16 protein-coding genes, 1 tRNA gene and 1 pseudogene are annotated in these 19,845 nt (G+C 42.4%); 9 read left to right on the forward strand and 9 right to left on the reverse strand.

What is annotated here, in order from left to right; genetic code table 11:
• The first annotated feature begins 197 nt into the window (after positions 1 to 197).
• The gene (locus tag CWB85_RS07370) at positions 198 to 1,454 is read left to right on the forward strand and encodes an aromatic amino acid transport family protein (RefSeq protein WP_138554553.1); all 1,257 of its coding nucleotides are present in this window, start codon (positions 198 to 200) and stop codon (positions 1,452 to 1,454) included.
• 70 nt (positions 1,455 to 1,524) lie between these two features.
• Here the strand turns inward: CWB85_RS07370 and CWB85_RS07375 are convergent, their stop codons facing one another.
• The 7 genes from CWB85_RS07375 to cysG form a co-directional block, all read right to left on the reverse strand.
• Entirely contained in the window at positions 1,525 to 1,716 is a 192-nt protein-coding gene (locus CWB85_RS07375) for a hypothetical protein (RefSeq protein ID WP_016710565.1), read from the reverse strand.
• Positions 1,717 to 2,309: 593 nt separating this feature from the next.
• Complete coding sequence (gene cysQ, locus CWB85_RS07380) at positions 2,310 to 3,080, reverse strand: 3'(2'),5'-bisphosphate nucleotidase CysQ (RefSeq protein WP_016710564.1); 771 nt, start codon at positions 3,078 to 3,080, stop codon at positions 2,310 to 2,312.
• A 3-nt stretch (positions 3,081 to 3,083) separates the two neighbouring features.
• The gene (gene cysC / locus CWB85_RS07385; RefSeq protein WP_016710563.1) at positions 3,084 to 3,683 is read right to left on the reverse strand and encodes an adenylyl-sulfate kinase; all 600 of its coding nucleotides are present in this window, start codon (positions 3,681 to 3,683) and stop codon (positions 3,084 to 3,086) included.
• A 37-nt stretch (positions 3,684 to 3,720) separates the two neighbouring features.
• Complete coding sequence (locus tag CWB85_RS07390; RefSeq protein ID WP_016710562.1) at positions 3,721 to 5,445, reverse strand: SLC13 family permease; 1,725 nt, start codon at positions 5,443 to 5,445, stop codon at positions 3,721 to 3,723.
• A gap of 30 nt (positions 5,446 to 5,475) precedes the next feature.
• A complete protein-coding gene (gene cysN / locus CWB85_RS07395; protein WP_016710561.1) occupies positions 5,476 to 6,903 on the reverse strand; it encodes a sulfate adenylyltransferase subunit CysN in 1,428 nt (475 codons plus the stop codon).
• Positions 6,903 to 7,802 carry a sulfate adenylyltransferase subunit CysD gene (gene cysD / locus CWB85_RS07400; protein WP_016710560.1) on the reverse strand — a complete coding sequence of 300 codons (900 nt, stop codon included), beginning with the start codon at positions 7,800 to 7,802 and terminating at the stop codon, positions 6,903 to 6,905. Before cysD ends, cysN begins: the two co-directional genes overlap by 1 nt.
• A 52-nt stretch (positions 7,803 to 7,854) precedes the next feature.
• Positions 7,855 to 9,276: a siroheme synthase CysG gene (gene cysG, locus CWB85_RS07405; protein ID WP_138554554.1), complete on the reverse strand. Its 1,422-nt coding sequence runs from the start codon at positions 9,274 to 9,276 to the stop codon at positions 7,855 to 7,857.
• 280 nt (positions 9,277 to 9,556) lie between these two features.
• On the opposite strand from cysG, the gene deoC reads away from it, so the two are divergent.
• Positions 9,557 to 10,309 carry a deoxyribose-phosphate aldolase gene (deoC, locus tag CWB85_RS07410; protein WP_016710558.1) on the forward strand — a complete coding sequence of 251 codons (753 nt, stop codon included), beginning with the start codon at positions 9,557 to 9,559 and terminating at the stop codon, positions 10,307 to 10,309.
• 220 nt (positions 10,310 to 10,529) lie between these two features.
• Here deoC and CWB85_RS07415 read toward each other — a convergent pair.
• Together CWB85_RS07415 and CWB85_RS07420 are read right to left on the reverse strand one after the other, a co-directional pair.
• Positions 10,530 to 11,665 (reverse strand): annotated as a pseudogene (locus CWB85_RS07415) (CsgG/HfaB family protein).
• Positions 11,666 to 11,785: 120 nt separating this feature from the next.
• Positions 11,786 to 15,769, reverse strand: a complete 3,984-nt coding sequence (locus CWB85_RS07420) for a hybrid sensor histidine kinase/response regulator transcription factor (RefSeq protein ID WP_029216293.1) — start codon at positions 15,767 to 15,769, stop codon at positions 11,786 to 11,788.
• 165 nt (positions 15,770 to 15,934) lie between these two features.
• On the opposite strand from CWB85_RS07420, the gene CWB85_RS07425 reads away from it, so the two are divergent.
• The 7 genes from CWB85_RS07425 (at position 15,935) to rplL (ending at position 19,693) form a co-directional block, all read left to right on the forward strand.
• Positions 15,935 to 16,011, forward strand: a tRNA-Trp gene (locus CWB85_RS07425).
• A 131-nt stretch (positions 16,012 to 16,142) separates the two neighbouring features.
• Entirely contained in the window at positions 16,143 to 16,520 is a 378-nt protein-coding gene (secE, locus tag CWB85_RS07430; protein WP_016710555.1) for a preprotein translocase subunit SecE, read from the forward strand.
• Between the two features lie 4 nt (positions 16,521 to 16,524).
• Complete coding sequence (nusG, locus tag CWB85_RS07435; protein ID WP_016710554.1) at positions 16,525 to 17,082, forward strand: transcription termination/antitermination protein NusG; 558 nt, start codon at positions 16,525 to 16,527, stop codon at positions 17,080 to 17,082.
• 216 nt (positions 17,083 to 17,298) lie between these two features.
• Complete coding sequence (gene rplK, locus CWB85_RS07440; RefSeq protein WP_008108462.1) at positions 17,299 to 17,727, forward strand: 50S ribosomal protein L11; 429 nt, start codon at positions 17,299 to 17,301, stop codon at positions 17,725 to 17,727.
• 4 nt (positions 17,728 to 17,731) lie between these two features.
• Positions 17,732 to 18,436, forward strand: coding sequence for a 50S ribosomal protein L1 (rplA, locus tag CWB85_RS07445; protein ID WP_016710552.1), 705 nt, complete (start codon positions 17,732 to 17,734; stop codon positions 18,434 to 18,436).
• 323 nt (positions 18,437 to 18,759) lie between these two features.
• Entirely contained in the window at positions 18,760 to 19,254 is a 495-nt protein-coding gene (gene rplJ / locus CWB85_RS07450) for a 50S ribosomal protein L10 (protein WP_016710550.1), read from the forward strand.
• Between the two features lie 76 nt (positions 19,255 to 19,330).
• Positions 19,331 to 19,693 (forward strand): 50S ribosomal protein L7/L12, encoded by a 363-nt coding sequence (gene rplL, locus CWB85_RS07455; RefSeq protein WP_016710549.1) that lies wholly within the window; start codon positions 19,331 to 19,333, stop codon positions 19,691 to 19,693.
• Positions 19,694 to 19,845: the final 152 nt, after the last annotated feature.

The raw sequence follows: 19,845 nt of genomic DNA on the forward strand, positions 1-19,845 counted from the left end.
AAACTCGAAACTCGAAACTAATTTCCTCTATTTGTGAGTGAACTTTCATTTTATGACCGTTTCAAATTCATGACAGTAAGTAACCGAGTAATTACAAATTAAGCTATATTTTTTACTTAAATACATCGCCAAAAACTGCAATAGTGGGTTAACTTCTATATGCTCTGGCCAAATTATTATACTAATAGGTTAAGTGCATGAACTCTTCCACAGATGCTACGCAGTTTGACGCATCGACAACAAGTAAATCGAAATGGAATTTTCATGATACCCAATGGGTATTAAGTCTTTTTGGGACCGCCGTTGGTGCGGGTATTTTATTTTTACCTATCAATATTGGTATCGGTGGTTTTTGGCCGCTGATCATTTTAGCGTGCATGGCGTTGCCGATGACATTTTTAGCCCACCGTGGCTTAGCGCGTTTTGTGCTGTCATCAAAAAATAAAGATGCGGATTTTACTGATGTGGTCGAAGAGCACTTTGGTGCTAATGCGGGTCGATTAATTTCTCTTTTGTACTTCTTATCAATCTTTCCGATTTTATTGATCTATGGTGTAGGTTTAACCAATACCGTTGATAGCTTTATTGTTAATCAGCTTGGTATGGAATCACCTTCTCGAGTACTACTTTCTGGTGTGTTAGTTGCTGGTATGATTAGCCTCATGCTTGGCGGTGAGCGATTGATGCTTCGTGCTTTTGCAATTTTAGTGTATCCCTTAGTAGGAATTTTATTGTTCTTATCGTTGTACTTGATCCCTAGTTGGCAAGTGCCCAATATGGCCTTTCCTGAGTTTACAGGCTTTAGTAAAACATTGTGGCTGTCAATCCCTATTATTGTGTTCTCATTTAGCCACGCAGCGGCGATCTCAAGCTTTGTAAATGTGCAACGAAGTCACTATGGCGATCAAGCGACAGCTAAGTCTGAGGCGATTCTAAAGCGTACTAGCTTGTTGTTAATTGTATTTGTGCTGCTATTTGTATTTTCGTGTGTACTATCTTTAACACCAGAGCAAATGCTGCAAGCAAAAGCACAGAACGTGTCAATATTGTCTTACTTAGCTAATGTCACAGATAACTCGTTTATTGCTACCTTTGGTCCTTTGGTTGCATTTATTGCTATTACCTCATCTTTCTTAGGTCATTTTTTAGGTGCGCGAGAAAGCTTTAATGGGTTGGTGACTAAACAAACAAGCTTGTCGATGAAAAGCGCTGATAAAATTGGTGTAGCTATCATGTTCTTTGCTATTTGGTTTTGTGCCGTTAAAAACCCAAGTATCTTAGATATGATGGATCAACTATCGGGGCCAATTATTGCGATGATATTATTTATCATGCCGATGATTGCGGTATATAAAGTGCCAGCATTAAAGCAGTACCGTGGCATGAGTTCTTTGTTTGTATTGGTGGTAGGCTTATTAGCAGTGGCCGCTTTGATCTATGGTTTTGTTGCTTAGTGAGTCGCTATCGAGTATTTAGTTAGATCAAATAAAAGCCCTGTAGGTGCAAACTTACAGGGCTTTTAGATTATGCTATTGCAGCCATAGCGCGGGCTCTAATATCAGCAGCAAAGATTAGACCTTTTTTAAAACTTGCTTCTGCAGCACAAATAGCATCTGCATCGCCATTTGCTGCCAATACACCTTGGCTTAGCGCATTATAGAGATTTTTAATCTGTGCTTGGTAGGCTGAATCAATCGCACTTTCGATAGTCGTCATTACTTATTCCATAGAATCAATTAATTGAATCACGAATGTTAAAGCACAGATGCTGATTTTACGAGCGGCTTTTTAGATAGAGGAATATTTTCGTAACTAAAGCCTCCGGTGGGAAGTTTAGCTTACTGTTTATGTCGGCTGATTTTGTGATACTCAATTAACTCTGTAATGGTCAATTTAACGTTGACTTGCTTGTCAGTCCTTTTCGGGATAAATCCCGACCTACAAAAGAACGGAAATACCAGACTTTTGTGCAGCGCGAAGCGCCTCGGTGTTCTCTGTGGTGAAATTCGTTTTTTCAAATAGAATGCAGAGCAGGATTTTTCGTGGCTGAAGCCAACTCCTAAGGGGGGATGCTTTTATGTCTTGTAGGTCAGGCTTTAGCCTGAAAATGTGACGGGATAAATCCCGACCTACAAAAGAGCGGAAATACCAGACCTCAGTGCAGTGCTGGCTTATAACTTACCGCTTTAAGCTCTACAGCTTATGGCTTAAACATGCTGGGTTTCGCATCGCTCAACCCAGCCTACGATGATAAATTTAACGCCGGTCTGCTCTTTAACTGACGGCTGATAGCTTACAGCTGAAAGCTCTTATTCTTCCAGTGCTGAAACTACAAAATACGGGTTTAAGTATTCATCTTTGGTGTTGTATAACAGCGGGCTGCCGTCGAGTTTAGTAACTTTTGCGCCAGCGATTTCGGCAATCGCATGGCCGGCACCCGTATCCCATTCGCAGGTTGGGCCGAGGCGTGGGTAAATATCGGCACTACCTTCGGCGACTAAACATAATTTGAGAGAACTACCTTTGGAGACCATTTCAACGTCATCAAATTGTTTTACAAACTCGGCTAGATCAGGGGAAGGGTGCGAGCGGCTGCCGACAACACGAATTAACCCTTTGTTAGCTTTAGTTGTTACTTTAAGTTCGATGCGCTCATCGCCGCGGTCTTTAAAGGCGCCGATGGCGTCGCTTGCGAGGTAAGATACGCCTAAGGCAGGAGCGTCTACTACGGCTAATATGGGTTTGCCATTTTCAATTAACGCGATGTTGACGGTAAACTCACCGTTCTTTTTAATGAACTCTTTGGTGCCGTCAATTGGATCGACTAACCAGTAGCGGGTCCAAGTTTTTCGTACATCCCAGCTAATATTCGCGCTTTCTTCACTGAGTACTGGGATGTCTGGAGTTAAGTGGGCTAGGCCATTGGCAATCACTTTATGAGCTGCTAGATCGGCGTCGGTTACTGGGCTTTCATCGGCTTTGTATTCAACGTTAAAATCCTTTTCGTAAATCCCCATAATGGCGCTGCCAGCTTGGCGGGCGAGGATCAATATTTCTTCGAGCAGTTCCGTTTGGTTCATGACTTAACCTTTGATTATTTGCTGTTGCTTTAGATACGCTATCAGCTCTTGCACCGATTGGTCTAGGGTGTTTTTGCTGGTATCTAAAATTATTTCTGGTGAATGAGGTATTTGATAGTCTGAATCAATACCAGTGAAGTGCTTTATTTCACCAGCACGGGCTTTTTTATACAAGCCTTTTGGATCGCGGCTTTCGCATACGTCCAGTGGGGTGTCTAAAAACACTTCGATAAATTCACTCTCGTCGACCAAGCCTCTTACCATATCGCGTTCGGCACGGAAGGGGGAAATAAATGCGGTGAGCACCAAAAGCCCCGCATCGACCATTAGTTTAGCGGTTTCACCCACACGACGGATATTCTCAATCCGGTCTTCGTCACTAAAGCCTAAATCTTTACACAAGCCATGGCGTACGTTGTCGCCATCAAGCAGGTAAGTATGGATGCCTTGCTGATTAAGTGCGCTTTCTAATGCGTTAGCAACGGTGCTTTTACCTGAGCCTGAAAAACCAGTAAACCATAAAATTGCTGGCTTGTGACTTTTTTGCTCGCTACGCTGTGCTTTAGTAATGGCATAATTATGCCAAACAATGTTCTCATCCATTGTAAAACTCTCTTATCAAATACTAAGTAGCGCTGGCTTAAAAAGGAAACACCAGCGGAATAAGGGTTAATACCGTTATTGAATAAATAATAGAAAGCGGTAAACCCATTAATACATAATCTTTTAAGCGATAGTTGCCGGCGCTATATACCATTAAGTTAGTTTGATAACCGAACGGGGAGATAAAGCTCGCTGATGCACCAAACGCCACCGCCATAATAAATGGTAGTGGATCAACATTAAAACCAATCGCTAATGCATAGGCGACAGGGAATGATAATGCCGCAGCTGCGTTATTAGTGATCAGCTCGGTAAACATTACGGTCATCACAAAAATAGCGATAAATGCCCCGTAGGGGCCAAAGTCACCCAACACATAAAACATCGCGCTGGATATTTGCCCCGCAAGGCCGGTGCCTATCATCAGTTTAGCAAGGCCAATGGCGCTACCTACCACTGCGAGTAACTCTATCGGAAAGCGACGTTTTACTTCACTGAGCTTAATAGTACCAGTAAGCATTAAAGCAATTAGTAATACTAATAGGCCCTTAACTAAAGGCACGATGCTGAAAATACTAAGCGCGAGTACACCCGCAAAACTGGCAAGTACTAAGTTTGACTGTTTCGGCGCTAAATGAGTTTGTAAATCAAGCCCAGAGATATACACAAATTCACGCTTTAGGTTAGGTAAATTATAAAAATCTTTACCGGGGGCGAGGATCAGCGAATCGCCAGCTTGTAATTGTACTTTACCTAATCCACCTTGTAAGCGGTCGTGGCCGCGACGAATGGCAATAACGGCAGCATGAAACTGTTCGCGAAAGCGAATTTCTTTGACTGTTTTGCCAATAAACTTTGACGATTGGCTTACTACTACTTCAACAAGGTGTTCTACGTCTTTTTCGTGTTTATCATGGACGACTTTTAAACCGTCAAAGCGGGTGAGCAGTGGCACTGATTTGATGTCGCCAACAAACAATAATATATCGCCAGACTTTATCACTTGTTGCGGAGTTACCGCACAAATACGCCTGTCGCCACGAAGAATTTCAGCGAGGAATAAATCTTTAAGCTCGCGCAGGCCATTTTCTTCAACGCTTTTGCCTATCAGTTTTGAGCCTGGCTCTACTTTACCTTCGAGGTAGAAAGGCACGACTTCTTGGTCGTTTTTACCGTTGTCAGGTAAGTATTTTAGCATCACCAAAATAGTAATAAGGCCCACACTTAATGCGCCTAAGCCAACTAAGGTAAAGTCGAAAAAGCCCAGTGGTGCCATGCCTGCATCAACGGCAAAACCGTTGACGATTAAATTAGTTGAGGTACCAATTAAGGTAATTGTGCCACCTAAAATAGCGGTATACGACAGCGGTAATAGTAGCTTAGAGGGGGAATGTGTAGGGCTGTCTTTAATCGCGGTAATAAGCGATGCGACAACCGCTGTATTGTTAGTAAATGATGATAAAAAGGCAGTAGAAAGCCCAAGCTTTGTTACTGAGCTGGTTAAGCTTCCTTTTGATAATGATTGGGCAAGCTTTTGTACTAGCGTGGTTTTTTCAACCGCGATAGAAACCAACACTAAAAGTACTAAGGTGATCAGTGATGGGTTAGCGTAGTTGATCAACATATCTTCAAGCTCGATTAAGCCACCAAGATAAGCGGTGCCAATTGCGCCAACAAAAAGCCATGCTGGCTTTAGTCGTGTACCAAAAAGGCACCCGACTAAAGTTAGCATTATGCCTGTTAATACTAGCTGTTGATACATGCTTTATACGTCCTTAACAGGCAAAGTTGATTATTTAAGCTTTGAGATATCAAGCGCTTGCCAATGAGGAAAGTGCTTGCGTACTAAGGCATTAAATTCAACTTCAAACTCACTAAAGTTACTTGTTTGTTCTTGCTTAGCAAGTACAGTTTCAATCATACCCGCAGCAACCGTTAAGTTAGATAAACGGTCGATCAAAATGAAAGCACCGGTTTCGTGATTGTTGTGATAAGCATCAGCCAAAATAGTTTCGGTCAACTCTAAAGTTACAATCGCGATTTCGTTTAGCTGTAGGCTATCTGCACTGCCGTGCTCAAGGGTGTTCACATCGATAGTGTGATCAATCTTTTTCACGATCGCTGAGGTGTTTTTACTACCTAACTTAAAGTTGTAGCTTTTACCTAACACCAATGGTGCTTCATGCATCCATACAAGTTTTGCTTGTACTTGGTTTGTAACTGTTGCGGTTGACTCAGCAGGTACAATGACGTCCCCTCGGCTAATATCAATTTCAGTGTTAAGCGTTAAGGTTACTGCTTGGCCAGCTTCGACTGTGTCTAAGTTCCCATCAAAGGTTACGATCTCTTTGATGCTTGATGTTTTGCCTGATGGTAATACTTTTACAGCATCGCCTACACGTAACTTTCCTGAGGTTAATGTACCTTGGAAACCACGGAAGTTCAGGTTAGGGCGCACTACATATTGCACAGGAAAACGCGCTTCAAAGCCTGTGTCTGTTTCTGCCGCTGGCGAGTCTTCTAATAACTCAAGCAGTGGTTTGTCAGTGTAATACGGCGTGTGCTCAGAGCGTGTTACTACGTTATCACCTTTAAGTGCCGACATAGGTACAAACTTAATGTTAGCTACGTTAAGTTGCTCGGCAAATTTTAGGTAATCTGCTTTAATGCGCTCATAAACAGTTTCGTCAAAATCAACGATATCCATTTTATTGATTGCTACAACAAATTGTTTAATGCCTAAAGAGTCACAAATAAAGCTATGGCGTTTAGTTTGTACTTGTACGCCATAACGCGCATCAACAAGAATGATAGCCACGTCACTGGTGGATGCGCCAGTTACCATGTTGCGGGTGTATTGCTCGTGCCCTGGGGTATCAGCAATAATAAACTTACGTTTTGCTGTTGAAAAATAACGGTACGCTACGTCAATCGTGATGCCTTGCTCACGTTCGGCTTGGAGGCCGTCAACCAGTAGCGCTAAATCTAGCTCTTCACCAGCGTTACCTACTTTTTCGTTATCTTTGTGTAATGCCGCTAATTGATCTTCATAAATCTGGTGACTGTCATGTAATAGGCGGCCAATCAGGGTTGATTTACCATCATCCACACTACCACAGGTCAACATACGTAACAGGCTTTTATCTTGTTGGCGAGCAAGGTAGGCGTCGATGCCAATTGCTCTTACTTCATTAATTGTATCGTTAGTATTGGTAGACATTAGAAATAGCCCTCACGTTTTTTCTTTTCCATTGAACCTGCTGAATCATGGTCAATCACTCGGCCTTCACGCTCTGATGAAGTCGATAGCAGCATTTCTTCGATAATCTCAGTCAGTGAACTGGCTGTTGATTCCACCGCACCAGTAAGCGGGTAACAACCTAAAGTACGAAAACGCACTGACTTCATCATGGGTACTTCGCCATCAGCAAGTGGCATACGTTCATCGTCAACCATAATCAAGGTGCCGTCACGTTCAACCACTGGGCGCTCTTTAGCTAAATAAAGCGGAACCATGTCAATGTTTTCTTGATAGATATATTGCCAAATATCAAGTTCAGTCCAGTTAGAAAGCGGGAATACACGAATGCTTTCGCCTGGGTTAACTTGGCTGTTATAGGTATTCCAAAGCTCAGGACGTTGGTTTTTTGGATCCCAGCGGTGGTGTTTATCTCGGAACGAGTAAACACGCTCTTTTGCTCGTGATTTTTCTTCATCACGGCGCGCACCACCAAATGCAGCGTCAAAGCCATACTTATCAAGAGCTTGTTTTAAGCCTTGAGTTTTCATAATGTCGGTGTGCTTACCAGAGCCATGGGTAAATGGGCTGATATTAATCGCTAAACCTTCAGGATTTTTATGGACGATTAAGTCAAAACCATACTCTTTGGCTAGGCGATCACGAAATTCGATCATTTCTTTAAACTTCCAGTTGGTATCAACGTGAAGCAGTGGAAATGGAATTTTACCTGGGTAAAACGCTTTACGCGCTAAGTGTAAAAGTACCGATGAGTCTTTACCGATAGAGTAAAGCATAACTGGGTTCTCAAACTCAGCAGCAACTTCGCGCATGATTTTGATACTTTCAGCTTCTAATTGCTGAAGGTGAGTTAAAGCCATTGTTAGTCGTCCTACTAAAATGATTAAAAGTTAAAATCTAAATAGTTTACAGCTATGCCACACCAGTAAGGGGTTGTGCAAAGCTGCTGGTTTGGGCTTTTTCGCCAAACCAATGAAGTTGTTCATGTAATGACGCAACTTCACCAATAATTAATAATGCTGGTGAAATAATGCTGTGGCGTTCGATTAAATCAGCCAGCTCACCTAATTGCCCAGTTACTACGCGTTGGTTTTTACGCGTGCCGTTTTCAATAATTGCCACTGGCGTATCTGCACCACGGCCATGTTTAAGTAACTGCGCTTGGATGTGAGGGGATTTAATCACCCCCATATAAATTGCTAAAGTTTGGTTTGGCTTAGCCAGTGATTGCCAATCGAGTTCTTGGCCGTCTTTTTTACAATGGCCGGTGACAAACTGTATTGCTTGTGCATGGTCACGATGCGTAAGTGGAATACCCGCATAGGCACTGCAACCTGCAGCTGCAGTAATACCTGGGACTATCTGATAGTTCACTTGGTTAGCTGCAAGCACTTGTACTTCTTCGCCGCCACGGCCGTAAATGAATGGGTCACCCCCTTTAATACGGCATACTTTTTTACCTTGTTTGGCAAAATCGACCAGCATTTGATTGGTATCTTCTTGCGGCACACTGTGATCACCTAAACGTTTACCAACACACACTAAGTCGGCATCACGGCGAACAAGCTCCATAATTTCATCAGAAACTAAATAGTCGTATACTACGACATCAGCTTGTTGCATTAATTGCAATGCTTTTAGTGTTAACAACTCAGGGTCTCCAGGGCCTGCACCAATCACATACACTTCGCCTTCAGGCTCAGGTTTCGCATCCAGTAGTTGTTCAAGCTGCTGTGCTGCGGCTGTGGTATCGCCACTTTGCACTTTACTTACTACCGATGAATCAAATACGGTTTCCCAAAACTGACGACGGTCTGAAAAATGTGTAAAGCGTTGTTTTACCTTTTCGCGAAAGCTGCCTACTAAACTAGCAAGCGGACCGATGTGCTGTGGAATAAGTGTTTCTAATTTTTCGCGTAAGCGTCGTGCTAGTACTGGTGCTGTACCAGAACTGGAGATCGCAATAGTGATTGGGTTGCGATCAACAATGGATGGAAAAATAAAGCTGCATTTGGGTTGGTCATCAACCACGTTAACAAAAACATTGCGCGCATTAGCTAATTCAAACACTTGCGCGTTTACATCTTCCAGATCGGTTGCTGCAATTACCAGCATCATGCCGTCTAGGTGCTGTTCGTTAAAGTAATCCGTGATCAACGTAACTTCGTTATTATTGGCTAAAGTATTTAGCTCATCACAGAATTCAGGTGCTACTAACGTTACCGCAGCGCGTGCTTTTAAAAATGCACGACATTTACGTAACGCAACATCTCCCCCACCCACAACTAATACAGGTTTGTTGTCGAGCTTAGTAAAAATAGGTAAATATTGCATGTAGTAGACCCCTAGAGAAAAATCGCAGCATAAATGCTTTTTCAACAAACGCAGAATATAGCGGTGCAAGCGAAGTAAAAAATAATTAAAACCCAGTTGATATAACCAAATGTTATATGTGGTGGTTAGGTTTGGCTTAAGCCTTAGTTAACAGGGGATTGCGACGAGTTGCAAGCTATATAGAGGGCCGTTTGTTAGCTTAGAGTGTTTGGTTATTAGCTATAGCGAGATTTGCTATTTTTGGTACTATTACTCATACCTGACCTGATTTGGTGATTTTATGACAACACAATTAGACGCTGCGACACTAGCAGTAAAATTAATGGATTTAACCAGTTTAAATGATGACGATACCACAGCCAGTATTCAGGCTTTGATCACTAGTATTGAGCCAAACGTAGGTATTCCCGCGGCGGTGTGTGTGTACAGCCAGTTTGTTGCTGATGCTAAATTGGCTCTAGCACAGCGTGAGCTGAGTTTCGTAAAGGTGGCCACTGTGACTAACTTTCCCACGGGCAATAACCCGTTAAATAATGTTGTAAACGAGACCTTAATTGCGATTGAGCGTGGTGCTGATGAAATTGATTTAGTAATGCCATATCAAGCATTGATTGATGGTGATGCAGATACAGCACTGCATTATGTACGCGCATCTAAAGAGCTTTGCCCTGAACATGTACAACTTAAAGTCATTATTGAGTCGGGAGAGTTAAAAACCCCTGAATTGATTAAACAAGCGACAGAACTGGCCATTGCCGGCGGTGCTGACTTTGTAAAAACCAGTACAGGAAAGGTTGCTATAAATGCAACTCTTGAAGCTACAGAGATCATGTTGAGTACCATTAAGCAATCATCACAAGTGGTGGGTTTTAAAGCCGCAGGTGGGGTTAAAACAGTATCTGATGCAAGTAATTACTTACGTTTAGCTCACGATTTAATGGGTGAGCAGTATTTACAACCTACGACTTTTAGGTTTGGCGCCTCAAGCTTACTTACTGACGTTTATACGGTACTCAATGACGCGTCAGAGTGAATTAGAAAAGTTACGGCTGGAGCATGATGCGGCTAAATTGTTTTTTGGCACAAAGCTGATTTTGAAAATGCACTACAGTGGATGGTGATACCTGCAGAACATCCATCTGAGCAAATTTGCTTGCTGTGTGACTTTACCAAAGTGACATATTACAGTTACTGTAAGCTGAAAATAGCAGCCAGTATAAAACTGGCTGCAAGTTGGAGTCAGAGCAAGTGCTCTAAAAGTTAAACATACTGCCTAAGCTTTCTAAGCCAGATTTATTTGTTTTAGCTAAGCACTGGCTATCATCTAAGGATTTTTTGTTACCTCATCAGCAAGGCCGGTTACTTTTAATTGTTTTTCTTGTTGATATTCACGCAGAGCAATGACGGTTTGACGGTCATAGGCAACATCTTCAGTCTCAAATTCTTCGTAATGCGGTTGGCTTTTTAAATACCCTAAACAAACTAGATTCATGCGTGACATAGCTAGATCCATTTTTTCATAATGCGGCATTCTATGTGTGGGTACATCAACAGCAGCAACGGGGGCAACAGCTTTAGGTGTTGCGGCTGCGCTAATCGTCAGTGGTGGTGGCGCAGTGTATCCAGCGGCTAAAGTGTTATTACTGTTGTAGCGGTAGTAAGTGTCAGGTACCTTTGTTTGTAAAAACTCAACTGCTTTGATGATCACTTCTCTGAGTGCTTTCTCTTTTGGGGTATCTGACCAGCCGCTTAAGTTACCCCCAACAAGCGCACCACCAAAGTTGGTAGCGGCACTGGTGAAGTCAAAGTCTTTACTACCGCCCTCGACACTGGTTGCGGCTAAAATACGTGAAGTGCGAGTGTCTATTAGGCGTAAATCAATCGCCATATGTGAGCCTGAAAAGCCCGCAGATACAGAACTAAACACATCACCAATAAAGCCACCTGAACCCATACTTGCACCTGAGCTGTCATCGTCAAATTCTGTCACAGCTGCAACTACAACGATTTCAGCACCTTCAATTTCACCATAAGCGGCACCAGAAGCTGCGCTGACACGCCCTGATACGGCTAAATCTTGCTCTGATAACACGGCATCTAATGCTTGGCGTTCCAGTACAATAAAGCGATTAGTTCCCACTAAGGCGGTAGTGAGTTGATCAGCCATGCCATCGCCAATTTCTTTACGCCACCAACGCGAGTCGTTTGATTTGTCAGTAAAGCGTGCCACTGCAATACGTGCTTTTGGGCCATTGTATTGCTGCTGAGCAACGTCGTTAATATTTGGCGAGTCTTGGTTTGAGGTCACTTGTGTTGAAGTACTTTGACAAGCACTGAGGCTCCCTGCAATAAGGGTTGCAAGCAGTGCTTTTTTGGTTGTTGTGAACATATGATTTTCCTTAATTACTATGCCAAATTAAAACTGTAGGGTTTTATATTTTACAAATTGTTTTAAAGTTAATTTAAAGAAATCATAAAGTTAAAAGTAGTACTGAAACGAACACTTTGGTCACACAGGCGAAACTTTGACATTGCGACAGCTCTTTTCTCTAAATTGCTTTGGCGAGATGCCATGCTTAGTTTTAAAGCAGCGAGCAAAGTAACTTTGTGAACTAAAGCCGACTTGCTCGGCAACCAAACCAATCGCCAGCTCACTATCAGTCAGTAATTGCTCGGCATATTCTATGCGGGTGTTACGAATGTAATCACTGGGGGTTAAGTTGTAGAGCGCTTTCATTTTTAGCTGTAAGGCTCGGGGGCTGAGGTATAACTCAGCGGCAAATTCCTCGATAGTAAATGTGTCGTTATGGTAGTTGCCGCGGATCACCGTTTTTAGTCGTTCGGTAAACAGATAATCTTTACTTTGGGTAAGCTGTGGATCTAGCTCTAAAGTTGGGGTATGGGCTGCTAGTTGTTTTGCTAAATGGCGATTAAGTACAGCGCGAATATTGAGTAATCCTTGTACTCGGCTAAGTAGTAATTGGGGCTCAAATGGTTTACTTAAAAAGTCATCGGCAAGTAGATCAAGGCCCTTGAGTCTACTTTGGGTATCGGCTTTAGCTGAGAGTAATAATACCGGTATATGGCTAGTCAGATTGTTGGTTCGTAGTGTATTAAGTAATTGGTAGCCATCCATACAAGGCATCATGACATCGCTGATCACTAAGTCTGGCATCTCAGTTTGACACATGGCTAACCCTTGCTCTCCGTCAATAGCCGTTAAACAATGATAATGCTCAGCAAATAAAGTAAGTAATAGTTCGCGCATGTCAGTGTGATCTTCAACAATCAACAGCTTTTTCATTTTGTTTATGTCGTTGTTGTTACTTAAAGCTACCGGCTGTGAGACGCTCTTATGCTCAGCGGTTACTAAAGGGAGTGTGACACTAAAGCAGCTACCTTCACCGATTGTGCTGGTTAGTGAGATCTCTCCTCCATATTGCGCTAATAGCTGCTTCACTAAAGCTAAGCCAATACCGCTGCCGCTTTGTTGGGTTGTAACACGAGTAAAACGTTCAAAAATTAAGTGTTGTTGATGCTTTTCAATGCCGATACCTGTATCAGTAATCATGATCACAGCATGTGTATTCTGCACTGATAAACTCACCTCAACTCGCCCACCAGAGTGTGTGTATTTCAAGGCATTGTTGATTAAATTACTTATAATAGAAGTTGTATGTTCTGGTGCTAGGATAATTAGGCAGTCTTGGGAAGTGAGATCCGTAAATGTTAATTGAATACCTTTTTGCTCAAACAAGACACTGAAATCGGCTACCAATTGCTCTATAAATGATGCCAGTGGGTAGGGGGAAACATACTGAATGGCAGTGCTGGGACGTTGGCTTAGCTGCAGTAGTTGATTAATTAAGCTAAGTAAACGCAGGCTGTTTCGTTTGATCATCGACAGCTGTGTAGAGCTTGCGTGATCTTGATGTTGAAGTTGTAGGCTTTCCAGTGGGGCTAAAATTAGGCTCAATGGCGTTTTTAACTCATGGCTAATATTATCTAAGAACTGGCTCTTTAAACGATTTAGCTGTTGGGCTTGTTGGCTGCTCTGCTCAGCAAGTTTAGCACGATATAGCGAGGCGACAATCAACCAGATGATAAGCACAGTGACGATACAATAAACAGCAATTGCAAATTGGCTTTGCCACCAAGGTGGTACCACTGTTAGTGCAACTAGCGTGCTGGTTTTGCTCCACAGGCCATATTGATCTTTTACTTTTAGCTTTAGTTGATAATCTCCCGCGGGCAATTGTGGATAATTTATCTGCCGTTGTTGGGCATCAGTATAAAGAAATTGTTTATCAAAGCCTGCCAGTTTATAGGCATATTGATATTGTTGAGGTGCGGAAGGGCTATTAAGCGCTGCGAATTTAAAACCAATTACGCCATCACTTTTATTAAAGCGTAGTGTTTTAGTGTAGCTCATCATGGGGGCAGTATGAGATTGGTGTTTGGTATATTGTGCTGTGCTAATAACTTGGTTGTTAATCAGTAACTCAGTTAATACTGGTTCAGGAGTCTTTGCGGCTAGTTGCAGCTTGAGCGGATCGAACTGATTAAAGCCGTTGATCCCACCAAAGAGTAGCTCGCCATCTGCTGCCTGAAAAGCGGCTCCAAGGATAAATGAATTATGTTGTACTCCATCTCGGGGTAAAAAGTGCTGCATACTATTAGAGTTTGGCTCATAACGAGTCAAACCTTGATTGCTTGCCAACCATAACTGGCCTGTCTTATCTTGTTTAATAGCAAAGATATTATCATTGAGCAGGCCATTATGTTCAGTGATGGGAGTTATTGTACCGCTGACTTTATCGAATTTGTTTAAGCCCCCGAATGTTCCCACCCATAGGGTATTTTCATCTTGCAAATGCAAAGCTGTGACCATGTTGTGAGTTAAGCTGTTAGCTTTTGTTGGCTCAGCTTGGTAGTGGCTAAATTGGTAGTTATCTAGCGAGAGTTTGTTTAAACCCACGCGGGTACCAGCCCAAATCGCATTGGCTTGAGTGTCGTAAATTAGGCTAAATACAATATTATTCGATAGGCTTAACGATTGTTCCGAATGTTGAAAATGCGTTACGGCGTAATTACTGGGGTTAAACCGGCTTAATCCTTGGTTACTACCTAGCCATAAATTACCGCTTTGATCACTGGTGATCGCGTAGATATAGTCGCTGCTGAGCTGGTGGCTTTGCACCGTAAATGCTGTAAAGTCATCGCTATCGTGATTATAACGCAGAAGTCCACCACCGTAGGTGCCAATCCATATGCGTTGTTGGTTATCTTGATGGAGACTAAAGATATTGTTATTAGTGAGATTACTGTTGTTGATCAGATAACGCACAAAACCGTCTTCGGTTTGTCGATTTAAGCCATTACGAGTACCGACCCATAATTGCCCTTGGCTATCCTTGAGTAAGGCACGCACAAAGTTGTGGCTAATAGTTGTGGCTTGCTCGTCATGATGTTGTTGATGATGAAACTGATTTTGACGAGGATCATAGCGTTGTAAACCATAGCCATCACTTCCAATCCAAATAATGCCCTGAGTATCTTGATACAAGGAGAGTAGGTGGTCATTAACAAGGCCATGGCGTTGTTGTGGCTGATGCTTAAGCTGAGTAAAGTCGTTAAGTTTAGTCTGATAGTTAGGGTTATAGTACAAACCATGGCCATAACTGCTTAGCCATAAATTATTATTATCATCAATTAAGATATCACTGATCCATATATTGGTCAGTTGCGTGACCTCAGTAAAGTGCTCTTTATGGAGATCAAATATACTCAGACCTGTTTTACTAGCAATCAGCAATTGCCCTTGTGTAGTTAGCTTAAGGCGCCATAGTTGCTTTTTACTTGTTGGGAAGTAACTAAACTGCCCAGTTGCTGGATTAAATTTAACGAGACCTTGGTTACTCGCAAGCCATAAATTTTGCTGCGTATCAATGACCATATCCTGAAAAATAAGATTACCATGCTGTGTGTATTGAAAATACTCAACTTCATTGTTTATCAGGTTTAAACGGGTTAAAGACCCTTCTTCATGGCCTAACCAAATATTATTCTGTTGATCTGCTAGGATTGACCAAATGCGGTTATCTTTTATTGCAAGTGCACTATTTTGATCAAACTGGGTAAATACACCTGTTTCAGTATTTAGTGCGTTCAGCCCCTGTGTGGCGGTGGCAAACCACAGCAAGTTATCGCTTGTTTTAAGGCAGTCTGTGATCCAATTCCCAGCTATACTTGGCTGGGTAGGATGTGACTTAAAGCGTTTAAACTCATAGCCATCAAAGCGATTAAGGCCACTTTGAGTAGCAAACCAGTGAAACCCTCGTGCATCAGTAACGCTACAAGTAATCGAATTTTGCGTTAAACCTTGCTCATTAGAAAATGAATCCAAATGCAGTGATAGGGCAAAAGCTTGACTGTGCAATAACCCAATAAACCCTAAAAGGGCGATATAGATGCTTGTTTTTATTGTAGGCACTACGTTCCTGATAAATGTTAAAATCCCTTTAATTGAAACAATCATAAACTGCTTTTTAATCAATGTTAAGGTGGATTTTTCAATCCAGTGGTGAGATTTTGACTTCTGGGTATCTTTTACACTTGTGTTAATGAATTGCGTAAGTATAATAGGCATCCACTTTGCAGGGGCGTAGTTCCAATTGGTAGAACAGCGGTCTCCAAAACCGACGGTTGGGAGTTCGAATCTCTCCGCCCCTGCCAATTTTCCTGTTAGTGGGTAAAGTCTAGGGTTAAAAATCGGTTTAAATAAGTCTGTTTTTAAGTTTGGATTTTAATGGATTAACCCTGCCATAGTGTAGGGTTGTTGTGTCTGTAGTTAAGGTAATAATATTATGAGCACGAATGTAGAAACGCCATCAAGTGCGATGGATTCAGTAAAGTGGCTTGTAGCAATTGCGCTACTTGCAGGCGCAGTAGTTGGAAACTACATGTACGCAGATCAATCTGTGTTACTCCGTGCTATTGGTGTTGTGGTTGCGGTGGCTGCTGGTTTAGGCATTGCATCACAAACTGAAAAAGGGCGTACCTTTCTTGCTTTTGCAAAAGAAGCACGCATCGAAGTACGTAAAGTAGTGTGGCCAACGCGCCAAGAAACTACCCATACGACATTTATTGTAATGGTTGCAACTGCGATTATGGCACTTATCCTTTGGGGATTAGATGGTATATTATTCCGCGCAGTAGGCTTTTTAACTGGATTGGAGATCTGATCCCATGTCGGATGAGAACAACGAAAAGAAACTACGTTGGTACGTAGTACAGGCTTTCTCAGGTTATGAGAAGCGTGTTGCACAGACTATTCTTGAGCATATCAAGATCGAAGGTTTGGAAGATAGTTTTGGTGAAGTATTAGTGCCTACTGAAGAAGTGGTTGAGATGCGCGCAGGTCAAAAGCGTAAATCTGAGCGTAAGTTCTTCCCAGGTTATGTGCTTATCCAAATGGATATGAACGATGCAAGCTGGCACTTAGTGAACAGCACTGCACGTGTAATGGGCTTTATTGGTGGCACGTCTGATCGTCCAGCACCTATTAGCTCTAAAGAAGCAGATCGTATCCTGAACCGTTTACAAGAAAATGCTGAAGCGCCTAAACCTGCAACATTGTTTGAGCCAGGTGAAGTGGTACGCGTTGTTGATGGCCCATTTGCTGACTTTAGCGGTGTGGTTGAAGCCGTTGACTATGAAAAGAGCCGCGTAAAAGTATCGGTACTTATTTTTGGTCGTTCAACTCCAGTTGAACTTGAATTCGGTCAAGTTGAGCAAGATCGCTAATTAAATTAAATGGTTTATACCAAATGTTTTAATGTTTTGGTATAAAGCTTGATAAAGGCCGCTGATTAACTTATAATCAGCGGCCTTTTTGTATTCAGAGCAAGAGTTTCTTGATTTGCTTACAGAAAGTGAGAAACCAATTTTTAAACTGGGAAGCCGTTAGAGTACGCGTCCTCGCGCGCACAAGGCTAAGACCCACCTAATGAGGTATTTATAATGGCTAAGAAAGTTGAAGCTCTAATCAAGCTACAAGTTGCTGCTGGTATGGCTAACCCTAGTCCTCCAGTAGGTCCAGCACTAGGTCAACACGGTGTAAACATCATGGAATTCTGTAAAGCGTTCAACGCACGTACAGAATCTATCGAAAAAGGCGCTCCAGTTCCTGTAGTGATCTCTGTTTACGGCGACCGTTCATTTACGTTCGACATGAAAACGCCACCGGCTGCTTACTTACTTAAGAAAGCTGCAGGTATCAAATCTGGTTCAGGCCGTCCTAACACTGAAAAAGTAGGCACAGTAACACGTGCTCAACTTGAAGAGATCGTTGAGACTAAAAAACCTGACCTTACAGCTTCTGATTTAGAAGCTGCGGTTCGCACTATCGCAGGTTCTGCGCGTGCGATGGGCTTGAACGTAGAGGACTAAGATAATGGCTAAATTAACTAAACGTATGCGTACTATCCGCGAAAAAGTGGAAACGACTAAAGATTACGAAATCAACGAAGCAGTTGCTCTTTTAAAAGAGTTAGCGACAGCTAAATTCGTAGAAAGTGTTGACGTTGCTGTTAACCTTGGTATTGATGCTCGTAAATCTGACCAAAACGTTCGTGGTGCAACTGTACTACCAAACGGTACTGGTCGTGACGTTCGCGTTGCAGTATTCACACAAGGCGCTAACGCAGAAGCTGCGAAAGAAGCCGGTGCTGAATTAGTAGGTATGGAAGATCTTGCTGAATTAGTTAAAAAAGGCGAGATGAACTTTGACGTTGTTGTTGCATCACCAGACGCTATGCGTGTTGTTGGTCAACTAGGTCAAATCTTAGGTCCACGTGGTCTAATGCCAAACCCTAAAACTGGTACTGTAACACCTAACGTTGCAGAAGCAGTTAAAAATGCAAAAGCTGGTCAAGTGCGTTACCGCAATGACAAAAATGGTATCATCCATACTACTATTGGTAAGGTTGATTTCACAGCTGAGCAACTTCAACAAAACCTTGAAGCTCTTATTGTTGCGCTTAAGAAGGCTAAACCTTCACAAGCAAAAGGTGTTTACGTGAAGAAAGTAACCATCTCTACAACAATGGGCGCAGGTGTATCTGTTGACCAAAGCACTTTAAGCACTGCTGTTGTTTAATTGAGTGTTTACATGGCGTGAAATTTGTACTATAATCTTGCGCCATTTTGTTGAAAAATTTAATTTTTCGACAAGTAAAGAATTCGGGTTGAAGTCCATAATTTCGGTGCGCCTTCGGGTAAAGCGATAAATTGGGCTTCCGTCCAAGACCGTAGGTGGCTTCGGCCTTAATATTAACCTACGTAGACGGTGTGAATCCCCAGATAGATTTTTCCTAATCCTTCTGGCTCTCGCCGTAAAAAGCATCTCTATCTTGTTTGATAGGGAAGAGTAGAACAGGGAAACCGAATGTCGGTAACCCCATTAAACCAGGAGTAACACCCATGGCTTTAAATCTTCAAGGCAAAAAAGCAATTGTTGCTGAAGTCAACGAAGCAGCCAATGGTGCTCTATCTGCAGTTGTTGCAGATTCTCGTGGTGTAACAGTTGGCGCAATCACTGCCCTTCGTAAAGAAGCTCGTGCAAATGGTGTTTGGATGAAAGTTGTCCGTAACACTCTAGCAAAACGTGCTCTTGAAGGAACACAGTTTGAGTGCCTTTCTGATTCATTTGTTGGTCCAAGCTTAATCGCTTTCTCATCAGAGCACCCAGGTGCTGCTGCACGTATCTTTTCTGCTTTTGCAAAAAAGAACGAGAAATTTGAGCTTAAAACGGCCGCTTTTGAAGGCAATGTAGTAGATGCAGCTATGCTTGCAACTCTACCTACATACGACGAAGCTGTTGCACGCTTAATGAGCGCTATGAAAGAAGCGTCTGCTGGCAAATTGTGTAAAACAATTGAAGCAGTACGTGTACAGAAAGCTGAGCAAGCTGCTTAATTTTAAGCTGTTTAATCAACCTTTCGGTGTAAAATTTTTTTGGACCTAGAGTCCGTTAATTATTAGGAAATTTGTAATGTCTGTAACTAAAGACCAAATCCTTGACGCAATTGCTGAAATGTCAGTAATGGACGTTGTTGCTCTTGTTGAAGCAATGGAAGAAAAATTCGGCGTAACTGCTGCAGCTGCTATGGTAGCAGGTCCTGCTGCTGAAGCTGCTGAAGAGAAAACTGAATTTGACGTAATCCTTACTGGCGCTGGCGCTAACAAGGTTGCGGCAATCAAAGCTGTACGTGGCGCAACTGGCCTAGGCCTTAAAGAAGCGAAAGCGCTTGTTGAAGCTGCTCCTACACCTGTTAAAGAAGGTGTATCTAAAGAAGAAGCTGAAGCACTTGCAAAAGAACTTACTGAAGCTGGTGCTGAAGTTGAGGTTAAGTAATCTAGCTCACGCTAGGTTCGCTGCCTGAGCAATCAGGCAAGGGCTGGTGATTATATAATCACCGGCCTTTTTGCGCTATAGAGCGATGTATTCCTATCGCGCAAATAAAATCTGGTTTTCTCTTTACTTTCAACGCTTTATAGTTTGCTAGT

Source organism: Pseudoalteromonas sp. S1727 (genome assembly GCF_005886375.1).
GTDB lineage: Bacteria > Pseudomonadota > Gammaproteobacteria > Enterobacterales > Alteromonadaceae > Pseudoalteromonas > Pseudoalteromonas haloplanktis.

Coding starts and splice junctions, on each gene's coding strand:
- CWB85_RS07370 (WP_138554553.1), top strand. CDS start 198: ATGAACTCTTCCACAGATGCTACGCAGTTTGACGCATCGACAACAAGT.
- CWB85_RS07375 (WP_016710565.1), bottom strand. CDS start 1,716: ATGACGACTATCGAAAGTGCGATTGATTCAGCCTACCAAGCACAGATT.
- cysQ (WP_016710564.1), bottom strand. CDS start 3,080: ATGAACCAAACGGAACTGCTCGAAGAAATATTGATCCTCGCCCGCCAA.
- cysC (WP_016710563.1), bottom strand. CDS start 3,683: ATGGATGAGAACATTGTTTGGCATAATTATGCCATTACTAAAGCACAG.
- CWB85_RS07390 (WP_016710562.1), bottom strand. CDS start 5,445: ATGTATCAACAGCTAGTATTAACAGGCATAATGCTAACTTTAGTCGGG.
- cysN (WP_016710561.1), bottom strand. CDS start 6,903: ATGTCTACCAATACTAACGATACAATTAATGAAGTAAGAGCAATTGGC.
- cysD (WP_016710560.1), bottom strand. CDS start 7,802: ATGGCTTTAACTCACCTTCAGCAATTAGAAGCTGAAAGTATCAAAATC.
- cysG (WP_138554554.1), bottom strand. CDS start 9,276: ATGCAATATTTACCTATTTTTACTAAGCTCGACAACAAACCTGTATTA.
- deoC (WP_016710558.1), top strand. CDS start 9,557: ATGACAACACAATTAGACGCTGCGACACTAGCAGTAAAATTAATGGAT.
- secE (WP_016710555.1), top strand. CDS start 16,143: ATGAGCACGAATGTAGAAACGCCATCAAGTGCGATGGATTCAGTAAAG.
- nusG (WP_016710554.1), top strand. CDS start 16,525: ATGTCGGATGAGAACAACGAAAAGAAACTACGTTGGTACGTAGTACAG.
- rplK (WP_008108462.1), top strand. CDS start 17,299: ATGGCTAAGAAAGTTGAAGCTCTAATCAAGCTACAAGTTGCTGCTGGT.
- rplA (WP_016710552.1), top strand. CDS start 17,732: ATGGCTAAATTAACTAAACGTATGCGTACTATCCGCGAAAAAGTGGAA.
- rplJ (WP_016710550.1), top strand. CDS start 18,760: ATGGCTTTAAATCTTCAAGGCAAAAAAGCAATTGTTGCTGAAGTCAAC.
- rplL (WP_016710549.1), top strand. CDS start 19,331: ATGTCTGTAACTAAAGACCAAATCCTTGACGCAATTGCTGAAATGTCA.